Annotated in this window: 12 protein-coding genes; 6 read left to right on the forward strand and 6 right to left on the reverse strand. The window is 67.9% G+C overall.

The genetic code is table 11. The annotated features are described in order from the left end of the window. Positions 1–26: 26 nt before the first annotated feature. The 3 genes from truA (at position 27) to ABD188_RS07705 (ending at position 2,150) form a co-directional block, all read left to right on the forward strand. The gene (truA, locus tag ABD188_RS07695; protein WP_344060120.1) at positions 27–896 is read left to right on the forward strand and encodes a tRNA pseudouridine(38-40) synthase TruA; all 870 of its coding nucleotides are present in this window, start codon (positions 27–29) and stop codon (positions 894–896) included. 83 nt (positions 897–979) lie between these two features. Beyond that, positions 980–1,672 (forward strand): endonuclease/exonuclease/phosphatase family protein, encoded by a 693-nt coding sequence (locus tag ABD188_RS07700; RefSeq protein WP_344060122.1) that lies wholly within the window; start codon positions 980–982, stop codon positions 1,670–1,672. Then, complete coding sequence (locus tag ABD188_RS07705; protein WP_344060124.1) at positions 1,650–2,150, forward strand: VanZ family protein; 501 nt, start codon at positions 1,650–1,652, stop codon at positions 2,148–2,150. The genes ABD188_RS07700 and ABD188_RS07705 overlap by 23 nt, the downstream gene beginning before the upstream one ends. A gap of 33 nt (positions 2,151–2,183) precedes the next feature. Here the strand turns inward: ABD188_RS07705 and ABD188_RS07710 are convergent, their stop codons facing one another. From ABD188_RS07710 to ABD188_RS07725, 4 genes are read right to left on the reverse strand one after another with little or no spacing between them, the layout of a single operon-like run. Next, positions 2,184–3,494 carry a UDP-glucose dehydrogenase family protein gene (locus ABD188_RS07710; RefSeq protein ID WP_344060125.1) on the reverse strand — a complete coding sequence of 437 codons (1,311 nt, stop codon included), beginning with the start codon at positions 3,492–3,494 and terminating at the stop codon, positions 2,184–2,186. A gap of 41 nt (positions 3,495–3,535) precedes the next feature. Further along, positions 3,536–4,549, reverse strand: coding sequence for a glycosyltransferase family 4 protein (locus ABD188_RS07715; RefSeq protein ID WP_344060127.1), 1,014 nt, complete (start codon positions 4,547–4,549; stop codon positions 3,536–3,538). Positions 4,550–4,601: 52 nt separating this feature from the next. Beyond that, the gene (locus tag ABD188_RS07720) at positions 4,602–5,741 is read right to left on the reverse strand and encodes a hypothetical protein (RefSeq protein WP_344060129.1); all 1,140 of its coding nucleotides are present in this window, start codon (positions 5,739–5,741) and stop codon (positions 4,602–4,604) included. Beyond that, positions 5,741–6,748: a glycosyltransferase gene (locus ABD188_RS07725; protein ID WP_344060131.1), complete on the reverse strand. Its 1,008-nt coding sequence runs from the start codon at positions 6,746–6,748 to the stop codon at positions 5,741–5,743. Before ABD188_RS07725 ends, ABD188_RS07720 begins: the two co-directional genes overlap by 1 nt. A 412-nt stretch (positions 6,749–7,160) precedes the next feature. Here ABD188_RS07725 and ABD188_RS07730 point away from each other — a divergent pair, with 412 nt between their 5' ends. Continuing rightward, positions 7,161–8,723, forward strand: a complete 1,563-nt coding sequence (locus tag ABD188_RS07730; RefSeq protein WP_344060133.1) for a hypothetical protein — start codon at positions 7,161–7,163, stop codon at positions 8,721–8,723. A 13-nt stretch (positions 8,724–8,736) separates the two neighbouring features. On the opposite strand, the gene ABD188_RS07735 is transcribed toward ABD188_RS07730, so the two are convergent. Both ABD188_RS07735 and ABD188_RS07740 read right to left on the reverse strand, forming a co-directional pair. Beyond that, positions 8,737–9,819 (reverse strand): glycosyltransferase, encoded by a 1,083-nt coding sequence (locus ABD188_RS07735; protein ID WP_344060135.1) that lies wholly within the window; start codon positions 9,817–9,819, stop codon positions 8,737–8,739. Next, positions 9,816–11,351 carry a lipopolysaccharide biosynthesis protein gene (locus tag ABD188_RS07740; RefSeq protein ID WP_344060137.1) on the reverse strand — a complete coding sequence of 512 codons (1,536 nt, stop codon included), beginning with the start codon at positions 11,349–11,351 and terminating at the stop codon, positions 9,816–9,818. Before ABD188_RS07740 ends, ABD188_RS07735 begins: the two co-directional genes overlap by 4 nt. A gap of 243 nt (positions 11,352–11,594) precedes the next feature. On the opposite strand from ABD188_RS07740, the gene ABD188_RS07745 reads away from it, so the two are divergent. Continuing rightward, positions 11,595–12,671, forward strand: coding sequence for a hypothetical protein (locus tag ABD188_RS07745; RefSeq protein WP_344060139.1), 1,077 nt, complete (start codon positions 11,595–11,597; stop codon positions 12,669–12,671). Between the two features lie 9 nt (positions 12,672–12,680). Further along, positions 12,681–13,697 (forward strand): glycosyltransferase family protein, encoded by a 1,017-nt coding sequence (locus ABD188_RS07750; RefSeq protein WP_344060141.1) that lies wholly within the window; start codon positions 12,681–12,683, stop codon positions 13,695–13,697. The last annotated feature ends 30 nt before the right edge of the window (positions 13,698–13,727 follow it).

Here is a 13,727-nt window from a genome sequence, read left to right on the forward strand (position 1 = left end):
GGATGCCGCGGCAATAGGCTGAGGCCGTGCGCATCCGGCTCGACATCGCCTACGACGGCACGAACTTCCGCGGCTGGGCTCGCCAGCCGGGTTTGCGCACGGTGCAGGGCACCCTCGAGGACGCGCTCGCGCGAGTGCTCGGCGGCGCCCCGCGACTCGTGGTGGCAGGACGCACCGACTCGGGAGTGCACGCCACAGGCCAGGTGGCGCACATCGATCTGGACGACGGCCAGCAGGAACGGCTCGCCGCACGTCGCTCGCGCGCCGGCTCCGAGGCCGAAGGCGGCTCGGCGAGCGATCAGGCGATCGCCGTGCTCGCGGCGCGGATCTCGGGTGTCGTCGGCGCGTATCCCGACGTCGCGGTGCGCCGATCGTCGCTCGCACCGTCGGGCTTCGATGCGCGCTTCTCAGCCGTATGGCGCCGGTACGAGTACCGTGTCGCCGATCGGGCGTCGGGCTACGACCCCCTCGAGCGACATCGCACGACGAACGTCCGTGCGTCGCTGGACGAGACCGTGATGGATGCGGCGGCCCGCTCTCTCATCGGGCTGCACGATTTCGCGGCGTACTGCAAGCCGCGCGACGAGGCGACGACGATCCGCACCCTGCTCGAGTTCGACTGGCATCGGGACGCCGATGGGGTGATCGTCGCGAACGTCAAGGCCGACGCGTTCTGCCACAGCATGGTGCGCGCTCTCGTCGGTGCCTGCGTCGCGGTGGGCGACGGCAGGCTGGATGCGGCCGACCTCGTGGACATCCGCGACACGGGGGAGCGCGTCCCCGAAGTGAAGGTGCTCGCCGCGCGCGGCCTGACGCTCACCCAGGTCGGGTATCCGGCGGATGACCTGCTCGCCCAGCGCGCCGAGCAGACCCGCAACCGCCGCGACCGGGAGTGAGCTGCGGTTGATCGCTAGGGAGTCGCTGTGCATCCGTCAACCGGATACCCACGCGAAACGTGCGCGCCCTAGGCTGGGGCGCCATGAAGGTCATCTCGTACAACCTCCGCAAACACCGCGCCGCACGTGAGCTCGTCGATCTCGTGGAGCGCTACAGCGCGGATGTTCTGTGCGTGCAGGAGTGCGACACCACCGCGATCCCGGAGCACGTCGGGGGCCTCCGGCTAGCGGATTCCACCAACCGCAACCGCCTCGGCCTCGCGCTCTACTACCGCGAGAACACCTACCGCCTGGTCGACGTGCGCGCGCTCGCACTGAAGAAGTCGCTGCATGATCGCGTACTCAAGCCGGCGGAGGAGAGGATGCTGGGCGTCCGGCTGCACGACATCGACGACCGCCGCGACATCATCGTCGCGTCGTTCCACGCCGCGCCCCTGACCGCGTTGAACTCGCTCCGTCGGCACCAGATCCGAACAGCGCTGACGGAACTCGGCGAGTTGGGCGAGGGGCTGCCGGCGCTCATGGTCGGCGACTTCAACTACCCCGTCTTCAAGGAGAACCTCGGTCAGAAGGTGCGCGAGCAGGGGTACGAACTCACCCTGAGCGACTCCCGAACCTACACGCGCTACCGGTTCTTCCGCGGCCACTACGACTTCGCGACCTCGGTCGGCTTCACCATCGACCGAGTCCGGACACTGCCGCAGGGACTGAGCGACCACCTGCCGATCCTTGTGACCGCGAGCCACCCCGCGGATGCCGCGCGCAACGTCGCCTGACGTGGCGCCGTCGGATGCGACCCCGTCGCCGGCGATCGCAGCGACTGGACGGCACCGCCGGTGGATCTGGCGCACCCTCGCCGCCGGATACGGGCTCGCCCTCATTCTCATCGCGTTCTGGCCCACGCCCGTCGATCGGCCCGCCCGTGGCCTGCTGTGGTCGATCAGCGAGGCTGTTCCGTGGCTCACCTATGACGTGATCGAGTTCGGCGCGAACGTGCTGCTGTTCGTGCCGCTCGGCATCCTGCTCGCACTGGCGTTACGGAGCCGACGCGGGTGGGTGATGCCGATCGCGTTGGCTGTGACCGTGCTGATCGAATCCGGGCAGGCTCTGTTCCTGGCGGAGCGGACGGCCAGCATCCGCGACGTCATCGCCAACTCGCTGGGTGCGGGGATCGGACTCGCGCTGGTGCTCCTCGTCACCCGCCGGCGCATGCGGCGAGTGGACTCCCGTGAGAACGCTCAGCTCCCGGGCTGAGCCTTTCTCGTCGGCGTCTGGCGTAGGGCCTCGCTACGGGCGGCCCATTCCGTAGTATGTCCAGCCCGCCGCGCGCCAGGCCGCGGCATCCAGGCAATTGCGTCCGTCGATGACGATCCGCCCCTCAGTGAGACTCGCGGCCTGCACCGGATCGAGGTCCTTGCGGTACTCGTCCCATTCGGTGACGACGATGACGGCGTCGGCTCCCGCGAGCGCCTCGTCGCGATCTTCGACGTACGTGAGCTGCGGGTGCGCGCGTGATGCGTTCTCGATCGCGGCGGGATCTGTGACCGTGACCGAGGCCCCGAGTCCGTGCAGCCGAACAGCCACATCGAGCGCCGGGGAGTCGCGGATGTCGTCGCTGTGCGGCTTGAAGGCTGCGCCGAGCACCGTGACCTTCTTGCCGTACACGGCTCCGTCGAGCGATTCGACGACCAGCTGCACCGCGCGCTCGCGGCGCCGGAGATTGATCGCGTCGACTTCGCGCAGGAATCCGACCGATTCGCCGCGTCCGAGCTCCTCGGCCCTGGCCGAGAATGCGCGGATGTCCTTGGGAAGACAGCCGCCGCCGAAGCCGATTCCCGCGCCGAGGAACCGTCGGCCGATGCGCGCATCGTGCCCGATCGCGTCGGCGAGCTGAGTCACGTCGGCCCCTGTGACCTCGGCGATCTCGGCCATCGCGTTGATGAAGGAGATCTTCGTCGCCAGGAAGGCGTTGGCGGCGACCTTGACCAGCTCGGCGGTCGGGCGGTCGGTGACGATGAAGGGCGTGTCCTTCGCGACCGCGGGGTGGTAGACCGCCCGAAGCACATCGGCAGCTCTGTCACCGTCCGCGCCGGGGGTCACTCCGACGACCAGTCGATCGGGATCGATGGTGTCCTGCACGGCCCAGCCTTCGCGGAGGAATTCGGGATTCCAGACGAGGGTGGCGCCCGTCGCCTCCACGCGGGGTGCGAGCTCCGCCGACGTGCCCACGGGGACCGTCGACTTGCCCGCGACGACATCGCCGGGGCTGAGGTAGGGAAGGAGGCCATCGATCGCGGCGTTCACATACGTCAGGTCAGCCGCATAGCCGTCCTTCTGCTGTGGGGTGCCCACGCCGACGAAATGCACGGCCGCACCCTGGGCGGCGGCCATGTCGGTGGTGAATCGGAGCCGCCCGGACTGGATTCCCGCGGTGAGGATCTCCTGCAGGCCGGGCTCGAAGAAGGGGGCGTGGCCCTGGGCCAAAGATTCGATCTTGCGCGCGTCGACGTCGATTCCGACGACGTCGTGGCCGATCGACGCCATGGCGGCCGCGTGCACGGCGCCGAGGTAGCCGCAGCCGATGACGGACAGCTTCATGGTGGTACTCGAACTCTCAGTCGGGTGCGCGATCTCCGAGGTCATCGGAGATCCTGCGCGTGGGCTCGTGACGGTTCAGTGGGGTCAGTGGTCAGCCCCATGGCAGCGAGCCAGATGGATTCCACTTTAGGGAAAACCGCGTCGGCGGAGAACCGCTCCGAGAATCTGTCGAAACCGGCGTTCGCGATCGCGAGGCGCTCGGCGTCGTCCGTGGTCGCCTGCCGCAACGCCGACGAGAGTTCGTCGACCGAGCCGGCGGACACCAGGATGCCGCATCCGTCCGACAGAACCGCGGGAATGCCGCCGACGGTGGTGGAGATCACGCAGGCGCGCCGCGCCATGGCTTCGAGGATGAACATCGGCATGGCTTCGTCCCTCGAGGGGAGAACCGCGACTTCGGCGTCGTCCAGGAGCGACATCAGCTCGCCGTGGCCGAGGCTGCCGACGAACTCGGCGCGCGGAAGCGAAGGGTCGACGAGGTGGCCGTCGCGGATGGGACCGGCGACCACGAGCCGCCACGGCTCCGGCGGTGCGGCGCGCCGCCAGGCCTCCTGCAGCACGTCGATTCCTTTTCGATGCGATACGACGCCGCCGAAGACGACGGTCTTCTCCTTCTCGGATGCCGCGCCGACGGGGATCGCGTTGGGCACGAGCTCGACGCGGTCGGCGCCGATGTGCCGCGCGCAGATCTCGCTCGTCTCTTCGCTCAGACTGATCACACGGCTCGAGGCGGCGAGCACTTTTCCGACCAGGGCGCGGTTCTGGCGTTCGAACGCGGCGAATTCGCTCCCGTGCATGTGGGCGATCACCGGCAGCCCACGATGGGCGGCATATCGGGCCACCCAGCCTTCCCGCACGAACGACCCGCGTTCGCTGAGGTGAACGACCACGACCGCCTGTTCACCGGAGCGCGCGATGGCGCGCACCTTTCGAAGAGCGCGCACGAAGCCTCGCGCCGCCGCCACATGGTCGCCGGGATCGCCGCGCGACTCGATCACTTGGACGTCGACGCGCGGAAACGGCCACGCGAGATAGGCGTTGATGACCTGGGTCATCCCGCCGGGAATGTCGCCAGAACGGCCGACGTGGTACACGCGGGGGTGGTGCTCAGCCAACAACGACCTCCGCGGTGAGCGTGTCGGCCGGCTCATCGGAGAGCACGGCGATCAGCTCGCCGCGCACATCGGAGAGACGGCCGCGCGCGATCAGCAGCCGGCGCAGCATGTCGCCGCGCTTGGAGGTGATCCTCGCGAGGCTGTCGGCGAGTTCGGCCGCCGGCATCCCCGACGTGTTCACAGCCACGTCGTCGATTCCGATCGTGCCGAAATGGCGGACGACCTTCTGTTCCTTGTCCTCGCCGTACAGCTGAAGGCCGACGGGCGCCGCGCCCTCTGTGAACGCTGCGATGATCACATGGAGCCGATCGCTGGCGGCGACGCGCGTGCGACGGTAGAGCGCTCGGAGCCGCGCCTCCTGTGCCGCATGATCCGCGATCTCCGACCACTCGAGCAGGTTGGCGCCCAGATCCTTGACGAGGCGTCGTGACCGATCGTTGTCGACGGCGACCTGGGTCACGACCCAGATCTCCAGCCCCTGGCTGCGGGCGAAGGAGGTGATTCCGGCGAACCATTCTTCATCCGGGTACGGGCGCGGCGCGACGTCGACGTCGTCGCGCAACGAGATCACCATCACGTCGCGGCTCGTGTCGTCGATCGCGGCAGCGAGATCGGCGTCGGAGAGTCCCTCGGCGTAGCCGAGGTCGGGCATCGCGCTCCCGAATCCGAGATACTCCGCTGTGCTGTCGTCGCGCCAGCGGGTGTAGGAGCTCAGCGCATTCGACGGCCACATGACCGCTCTCGGGAGGGGGGCGAAGTTGCGGGCACCGACGCCGATGCGGCTGACCGAGCCGCCACGGGCGCGGATCAATGCGGCTGCCGGCAGCATCACGAGATGCTCCTTCATGCCGACCAGGGTCAGCTGGATCTCACCCGGCTTGTAGATCGAACTCGCGGTGCCCTTCAGCGCGGACTTCAGCAGTGCCGAGTACCACTTCGGCAGGGAGCGATAGATGACGTCGTCATCCCCCACTCCGAGCGCCTCGTCGTAGCCGTCAGGAGAGTTGCCGACATAGACGTGCAGCCGCCCCCCCTCGCGCGCCCAGTCCAGAAGGGGTCGCCGGAGGATGATGTCGCCGATGTTCTCGTACTGACCGCGTCCGACCGCGAAGACGTTCCGCTCCGCCGCCATCAGCTCTGAGCCCGCGCGAATCGGTCGTCGGCGACCTTCTGGCCGTCGATGATGCGCCGCGTGGCCGCATACCGGACGATCGCCTCGTTGAGCTGAGGGCCTTCGACGGCGATCCCGATTCCGTTCGCGTTCACCAGATCGGCGATCTCCAGCTGGTGATCGTCGACGTGCTCTCCGCGCGTCGCGCGTCGAACAGCCTGCACGGGGAAGATGCCGAGGTTGAGCAGCTCGAGCAGAGTCCCGACCCCGGCGTGAGTGATCACGACATCGGCTTCGGCGGCGCACCGCGAGAATTCATCGGGCGACAGGTAGTGGTGAACGGAGCCGGGGAGAACGTCGCCGCGGGGGGTGTCCCCGATCTGCCACGTGGTGTGCTCATTGGCGAGGCCCGTCTCCAGGAAGGCATCGATCACCGAGTCGAAGCGATAGCCGCGGATCGTTCCGAGCGTCACGAACACCCGCAGCGGCTCGAGGGGCGTGGGTCGCTGCTCGCTGCGGAAGTCCGCCAGGATGCTGGGGTGGGTCTGCCAGCGGCCCCCCGCCCAGGAGGCGTGCTGGGTGCGCAGCTCGATGCCCGGCACGCGCTGCAGCAGCTTGCCTGTCGCGGACGGCCCGGCGAGACGGCAGACGCTCTCGATGTAGGTGCTCGGGATGCCGCGCATCCGCGCCATCGGCAAAGCCGCTGTGGCGATCGCCGCACCGGTGCTGAACGCCGCGTCGAAACGCTCGCGTGCAAGGATCCGACGGAACACGGGGACGGACGCCGCCGTGCCCTTGAGGTCACGCGGCCCCACGTATGGCAGATAGGCGACTCGGCGGCCGGCCAGCTGCATCCGGCTCTGGGGAGTGTCGAAGGTCACCCACAGCGATTCCGGGTTGACTCCCATGCGGGACTCGACCCGGAGCAGCTCCGTGAGGTGACCACCCGTCGAGCACACCATGAGGGACTTGGCCCCGGTGTCGGGTGTGTCGTCGGTGGCGATCTTCGTGCTGTCCTGTGCGTTCACGTGAGAACTCCGGCGGATGCAGGAGAGCGGAGCCGCGGAACGGTCGCTCTCGATGGATACGGCTCCGGCACAACGCTGGCGATAGCCCGTCCATTGCACCCTATCCGCGGTCGGGCCGGTTCACCCCACTGAGAGCAGGACATTTACGGGCGCGTAACCACACGTCACCCCGCGTTCACAAAAGGGCCGGCTCGGCGTGAACAAGGGATTACGTCCGGTTACGTCTTGCGCATCTGGTGAACTTGCGCTGCTCGAGGCGGCATAGTGGGATCAATTCGAAGTCTCCGGCTGGGTATGCGGCGAGATCCGCATCCGGTGGCGTCCAACACAGAGAGTCGAGCACATGCCAGACGCCATCCCAGTCACGAAGTCGAGCCGACGACGTTTCCTTCAGGCCCTTTCCATCAGCGGAGTGACCACCGTCGCATCGGTCGCATCCGTCACATCCTTGGCCTCGCCCGCCGCGGCTGCCGACGCACCCGTGCTCGTCGGCGACGGCAAGACCGACGACGCCCCGGCGCTGCAGAGATTCTTCGACCTCAACCTTCAGCCCCCCTTCCAGACGGGCAAGACCTACCTGCTGAACTCGCCGGTCTTCCTCGACGACGCCGATCGCACCTCGATGTACGTCGTCGATCTCAACGGCGCCACGCTCCTCCTCGGCAAGTCCCTGCCCACGACCGATGCGTTCTACCGCGACCCCACGACCAAGTGGGCGATCTTCCCCAACACGAAGCGCTCGGCGCTTGCGGGAGGCAAGGTGAATGTGTCGGTGGCTACGCGGGGGACAGGCGTGTACACCGGTGCGCTGATCAGCATGGTGCTGCGCAACGGCACGGTGGACGGTGCGGGTGCGAACGTCGGGCTCTCCTTCGCGAACCGCACCGGATCGAAGTTCGAGAGCATCATCCTCAAAGCGGGGCGGACGCTGCTCTCGTGGTTCGACTACTCGGACGCGAGCGTCTTCATCCAGTGCCACAACCGCGCGGGGGGTCCGGCAGCCTCCACGCTCATCGAACAGATCAACTCGGGCGACGGGCTGCTCATGCAGAGCTGCAAGGCCGACGCCACGGTCGGATTGGCCCGGCTGAAGTACTGCCGGGGTGCCGAGATCGTCTCGACGGTCACGGGACGCATCGAACTGGACCAGTGCTCCGCGATCATGATCCGCGGTGGGCATCAGGAGACGCCGCTCGCCAATGACACGATCGTCGATGTCCGCAGCTCCGATGTCGTCCTCGACACCACCGCGCTGTATCTGGCTCGCGGCCCGGTGGGCAGCGCACTGCCGCCGGCGATCCGGATCACCGACACCGGGACCGCGCCGTCGTCGGTCGTCCTCCGCGACTGCACCGAGATGCGGGCGCTCCTGGACACCGACGACGAACTGGGTGCCCTGGTCTCGATCGACAAGACGATCGCCGGCACGAAGTTCGAGGCGCGATCGCTGACATCCGCGGTGAGCGTGCGCAAGGTCGGCGGCGTGTGGAACCCGTCCATCGGACCCGACATCACCGGTGTCGGCACCATCGCGGCCGCCGTCGCAGCAAGCTCGGCGGTCATCGCCGGCGGGAGCTTCATCCTGCGCAATCCGGGGTCGGGATGGGCGGCGCGCACGACGATCGAGAGCCAGAACACCGTCGCAACGGCTCCGGTGGTCGCCCTGGCGGTGTCCACCGACGCGTTCGTCGGCTCACTGGCCGGTTCGGGCACACGGTATCGCTGCCGCGGCGTGCTGCCGGACGGCACCGAGACCCCGTGGACGACGTACACGCCCGTTGCGGCGGCCGTGACCGGCACGATCAAGCTCGTCATCTCGACGGTCGGCGGCCCACAGGAACTGCAGATCCGTCGATACTCCGCAACGTCGACGACCGCGGAGGCGCACCTGTCGGTGCCGGCCGGTGCGGTCGCCCACACCCTGTACGACACGGGTGGGGCGCTGAACGGATTCGCCTGGCTCCCCGGCACCTAGGGTTCTGCGGCGGCTATCCCGCACGGACGGGGGGCTCTTCGGCCCCCGTCCGTGACGCGGCCAGGTCCATCGCCCGGCGATAGGCGGCCAGATGCGCAGCGCCGATCGTCGACCAGTCGCGACCGCTGAGCTCCGGCGGGGCCGGCGGCGGTGAGCCGGAGACGGCCGCGAGGTGGGCGGCGAGTATGCCGGCTGTCAGAGGGCCGTCGTAGGTGCGCACCCATTCGCGACCCACTTCCGCCGCGATCGCGTCGTTGATCGGGGATGACGAGACCAGCGCAGGGGTTCCGAGCGACAGCGCGACCAGGAGGGCGCCGGAGTTCTTCATCTCGACATAGGGCAGCACCACGAGACTCGCCTCGCTCACCTCTCGTACGAGTGCCTCGTCGTCGACGTACCGCAGATCGAGCGCGATGCGCGGGTCGGCGAGGGCGGATGCCTCCAGGGCTGCGCGCTGGCCGGGGTGCGGGTCTCCGACCACATGAAGCGAAAGACCTTGATCCGGGAGTTCGCGGAAGGCGGCAGTGAGTGCCTCGACGTTCTTGTAGGGGCGGATGATGCCGAAGTAGAGCACACGGCCCTCCACCCGCGGCGGCCGCGCATAGCGGCGGAACGCCTCGATGTAGTGACCGTGCGCGATCGTGGTCACCTCGACACGGCCGGCGGGCCGGACATGCCCGTCAAGCACGATGAAGAGCGTGGTGGCGCGGTCGAAACGATCGAGCGATCGAGTCTCGGCGGGGGTGCCCTTCTCGTGCGGCCGCGGATTGTGGAACGTCCGCACGACCGGAATCGACCTCATCCGCACTTTCACGAGCAGCAGATCGAGCAGCCGGCGCTTCACGAAGGCGCGCAGGCGGGAGGCGCTGTCGCGGATCATGAGCTCCGGCCAGTGGACGTGCAGCACGTCATAGCGACCCAGCAGGGCCGACTTCCAGGAGAAGAAGCGATAGTCGACGGCCTCGGGTGCTCCCTCGAGGAGAAGGTCGACGAATTGGGTCGTGCCATCCGGCGGTCGCAGCGACAGCTGCACGACGATGGGACGCTCTGGGACGAGATGCTCGGGGATGCCGGGAGCGGCGCGGGGGTCGGTCATGCTGCCGGGTCTCGCGTCACATCGGCAGGCAGCGGAGCGTCCGCGAGCGGATCCGCTGTCGAGTCGGATGCCGCCGTCGACCGGCGGAAGTGGCGGCGCAGTTCGAGCAGTCCGACCATCTGCCGACGCACCGGCGGGAAGATGAGGGCGATCAGCGCGATCGTCGCAAGCGTGACGACGATTCCGACGGCGATGCGCACCAGCGAAAGACCCTCGGGGATGAGCAGCGAAGACCCCCAGGCGGCCGCGGTGGCCGCAGCCGTGATCGCGACGCCCCCCAGACCCGTGAGAAACATCTCTCGTGCGGGTGCGTCGCTGATGCGACTCAGCCAGATCAGACTGACCGGCCAGAACACGGCGAGTGACAGCGAGTACGCCCAGGCGACTCCTTCGACCCCCCACATCGAGCCGAGCAGGATGACCCCGATCATGATCGGGCGTGTCACGAGCGCGTAGTAGAAGTTCTGCTTCGTCAGCCCTTTCGCCAGGAACACCCAGTAGCTGGCGTAGCTGACGGCCTGGAAGATGCCGCCGACCGCGAGGATCTGGAAGAGGGGAGCGGCGTCGAGCCATTCCGGGCCGAGGAAGACCAGGATCACGGGGTATGCCTGCGAGATGCAGATCGCGGTGATGCTGCCGACCAGGAGAAGCGTGGCGAACTGGCCGAGGAGGATGAACTGCGCGAAGCGCTTGCGCTCGTCCTGCAGCCGGGACAGCACAGGCACCGCGACACGCGTGGCAGGGGCGTTGATCTGGCTCAGCGGAAGCATCATCAGCTGGAACGCACGGTTGTACAGACCGAGTGGGGTGGCACCGAATCGAGCGCCGATCACCACGGAGTCGACGTTCCTGCTCGCATAGCTGAGCAGCTGCGAACCCGCCACACCCACCCCGTAGCGGAGAAAGGGACGGATCGTCGCGTGTCGGTCGATCCAGCCGGGGAGCCACTGCGCCAGCATGACCATGATCACGAGGGTGAAAGCGGCCTGCGCGACCTGCTGTGCGACGAGCGCCCAAGCGCCGAAGCCCATCAGCGCCATGACGATGGCGACGCCGAGGGCCACGAGCTGCCCCACCGTCTCGGCGGTCGACAGCCTGCCGAATCGCAGATTTCGGGCCATGTGCGCCATGAATTGGGTCGTCATGCCGCGCAGCAGGAACGTCGACGCGAGCACCACGGTGAGGGGCTGCAGGCCGGGAGTGCCGTAGAAGGCGGCGATCGCCCATGACAGCCCGATCGTCACGATGGTCAGGACGAGTCCCACACCGGTGTTCGTCCAGAACAGGTTGCTCTGCTGGCCGCGAGTGATCGTCCGGGCCTGGATCGAGGCCTGCGCCAGCCCGAAGTCGCGCAGCACTTCGCCGATCCCGATGATCGCGAGGATCATCGTGATCATGCCGTAGTCGTACGGCGTCACGAGCCGGGCGAGGATGACGATCCCGGCGAGCTGAATTCCGATTCGGAATATCTGCGCTCCCGCGGTGACTGCGGCACCCCGAGACGCGGATGCGCCGAGCGAGGGCTCAGTCATCGCCACCGGCCGCATCGGCTGCGAATTCGTGTGTCATGCCGTCCCCCAGGATTATCGATCGCATCGGAGCATCGCCATCGTGGGATCCGACGCTTCCCCTCGCGTCTTTCCCGATCATAGCCAGCCACTTCGGGCAACCATGTCCGTTGTGGCAGAACTTAACCCGCACGTCACAAGCCGGTCTCACGGTCGTTCTTTACTATGAGGACGACGATCGGCCACACCAAACGGAGCATCCCACGTATGAACGACCGAAATCTTCGTCCCGCAGTGTTCGTCCGGGTGACCGGGCAGGCCATGAATGTCGGTGACAGCGTGCTGCGGCGCGCGTACATCGACGCGCTGCGCGGCATGGGCCGAGCACATCTGCTGGTTCGGCAGATGCCGGAAGGGTACATCGACGGACTCGGCGTTATCGAAGACGACGTCATCTACCGCTCCGACGCGGAGTGGCGCGCAGCCTTCAAGGCCAGTGCCCGTGCCGTGCCGACGACGTACGCCTTCAACGCCGGCGAGATGCAGTTCTCGCGCTTCTACACCCAGGATCTGGCCGCCTCGCTGCCGATGCTGCGCGCGGCCGCCCGCTCGGGCGGCACGTCGCTCATGCTGGGCGTGAGCATGCGGTCGAAGGGGAGATGGTCGCCACTGCTCACCCCCCTGCTGCGAGCCGTGGGCCGGGTGAGCTGGCGTGACGCGCGGTCTCGTCAGTGGACCGGACTCGGCGAGGTCGCTGCGGACTGGGCATTCCTCGAGGGGGACGTCTCCGCGTCTCCTGCGACAGACGCGGATCGGGGCTACCTCGCGGTCACTCTGCGCGGCGACCGGCCGATTCCCGGCGATGAGTGGTTCACCGCCGTGACCGCGCTCGCCGACGCGAAGGAACTCGAACTGCTCGCGGTGTCTCAGGTCGAGGTGGACACTCCGCTCATGCGCGAGGTCGGCGAGCGACTCGGCGCGCAGCTGATCGAGATGCCGGCAGGAATCTCCCACACGGTGCAGGAGGAGGTCGTGCGCGACGTGTACCGCCACTCCTCCATCGTCATCAGTGACCGGCTGCACGCCCTCGTGATGGGGGCGACGGAAGGGGCGATCCCGCTCGGTCTCGCGGATGACGGCGCAGACAAGGCAGCGCGCCACTTCGACGTCGTCGGCCTCACCGGCGTCTCCGTGCGAACGGCCGATGCGGACCCTGCCCTGGTCGATACCACGGATGAGGCGCGCGGCCGTGTCCGCGTCGCCGTCGAGATGGGTCGAGAACAGCTCCGAGCACTGCGAGCGGGTCTCGGCGCCACGCCCGTTCCGCAGCCGGCGAAGGCCTGAGGTCGATCCATGATCACCGTCATGCAGTCCACGTCCGCCCCCGATGGCACGACGAAGTACGTCGATCAGCTGCTCCACGAGCAGCCCTCCGACCTCCGTTTTCTCTTCTTCTCCTGGGATGCCGCGCTGAAGGCCGACTACGACGTCTTCCACGTCCACTGGCCCGACGCCCTGCTCACGGGCTCGTCCGCCCCTCGGCGGTGGCTCAACCGCATCCGCTTCGCCCGTCTGCTGCGACGCCTGAAGGCACACGGCATCCCGATCGTGCGCACCCTGCACAATGTCCATCCGCACGAGGGTGCGTCCGCGATCGATCGACGGCTGTTGCAGCGACTCGACGCTCAGACCGCCTTCTTCGTGCGAATCAACCGGGTGACCGAGCTGCCTGCCGGACGCCCCGGAGCGACGATCCTGCACGGGCACTACGTGGACCGGTTCGGCGCACATCCGCGGGCCGAGATGCTCAGCAGCCGTGTGCTCAACTTCGGGCTGATGCGCCGCTACAAGGGCGTCGATCGACTGATCGACGTCTTCGAGGAGTGGAACGACTCCGCGGCGAGCCTTCGGCTCGTCGGACGCGTCGTCGAAGCCGACCTCGGCCGCACGATCCTCGAAGCGGTCGACCGTGACCCGCGGATCACCGCGATCCTCCGGTTCGTGGACGATGACGAGCTCGTGCAGGAGGTCACCGCGGCGGAGATCGTCGTGCTGCCGTACTCCGAGATGCACAACTCGGGCACGCTGCTGGTGACGCTGTCGCTGGGTCGGCCCGCGCTCGTGCCGCGCTCAGAGGTCAACGAGGCCATCGCACAGGAGGTCGGCCCCGGCTGGGTGCTGCAGTACGACGGATCCCTCGAGCTCGAGCACATCCAGGCGGCCCTGCTGGCCGCGCGCGCGCGCTCAGCCGGTGCGCCGGACCTTGCCGAGCGTGATTGGAAGCGGGTGACGGACGCCTACTCCGACGTATTCCGCGATGTCGTGTCAGCGGACCGGCGATTGGCCGATTCCGCTCATCGTGCGGGCTGACGCGGGCGCCCCTACATCCGTCGTAAACAC

The organism is Microbacterium pumilum (assembly GCF_039530225.1).
GTDB lineage: Bacteria > Actinomycetota > Actinomycetes > Actinomycetales > Microbacteriaceae > Microbacterium > Microbacterium pumilum.

Bases quoted from the DNA above. Each gene is read 5' to 3' on its own strand.
- ABD188_RS07700 (WP_344060122.1), top strand. From the start codon at position 980: ATGAAGGTCATCTCGTACAACCTCCGCAAACACCGCGCCGCACGTGAG.
- ABD188_RS07705 (WP_344060124.1), top strand. From the start codon at position 1,650: ATGCCGCGCGCAACGTCGCCTGACGTGGCGCCGTCGGATGCGACCCCG.
- ABD188_RS07710 (WP_344060125.1), bottom strand. From the start codon at position 3,494: ATGAAGCTGTCCGTCATCGGCTGCGGCTACCTCGGCGCCGTGCACGCG.
- ABD188_RS07715 (WP_344060127.1), bottom strand. From the start codon at position 4,549: ATGACCCAGGTCATCAACGCCTATCTCGCGTGGCCGTTTCCGCGCGTC.
- ABD188_RS07720 (WP_344060129.1), bottom strand. From the start codon at position 5,741: ATGGCGGCGGAGCGGAACGTCTTCGCGGTCGGACGCGGTCAGTACGAG.
- ABD188_RS07735 (WP_344060135.1), bottom strand. From the start codon at position 9,819: ATGACCGACCCCCGCGCCGCTCCCGGCATCCCCGAGCATCTCGTCCCA.
- ABD188_RS07740 (WP_344060137.1), bottom strand. From the start codon at position 11,351: ATGACTGAGCCCTCGCTCGGCGCATCCGCGTCTCGGGGTGCCGCAGTC.
- ABD188_RS07745 (WP_344060139.1), top strand. From the start codon at position 11,595: ATGAACGACCGAAATCTTCGTCCCGCAGTGTTCGTCCGGGTGACCGGG.
- ABD188_RS07750 (WP_344060141.1), top strand. From the start codon at position 12,681: ATGATCACCGTCATGCAGTCCACGTCCGCCCCCGATGGCACGACGAAG.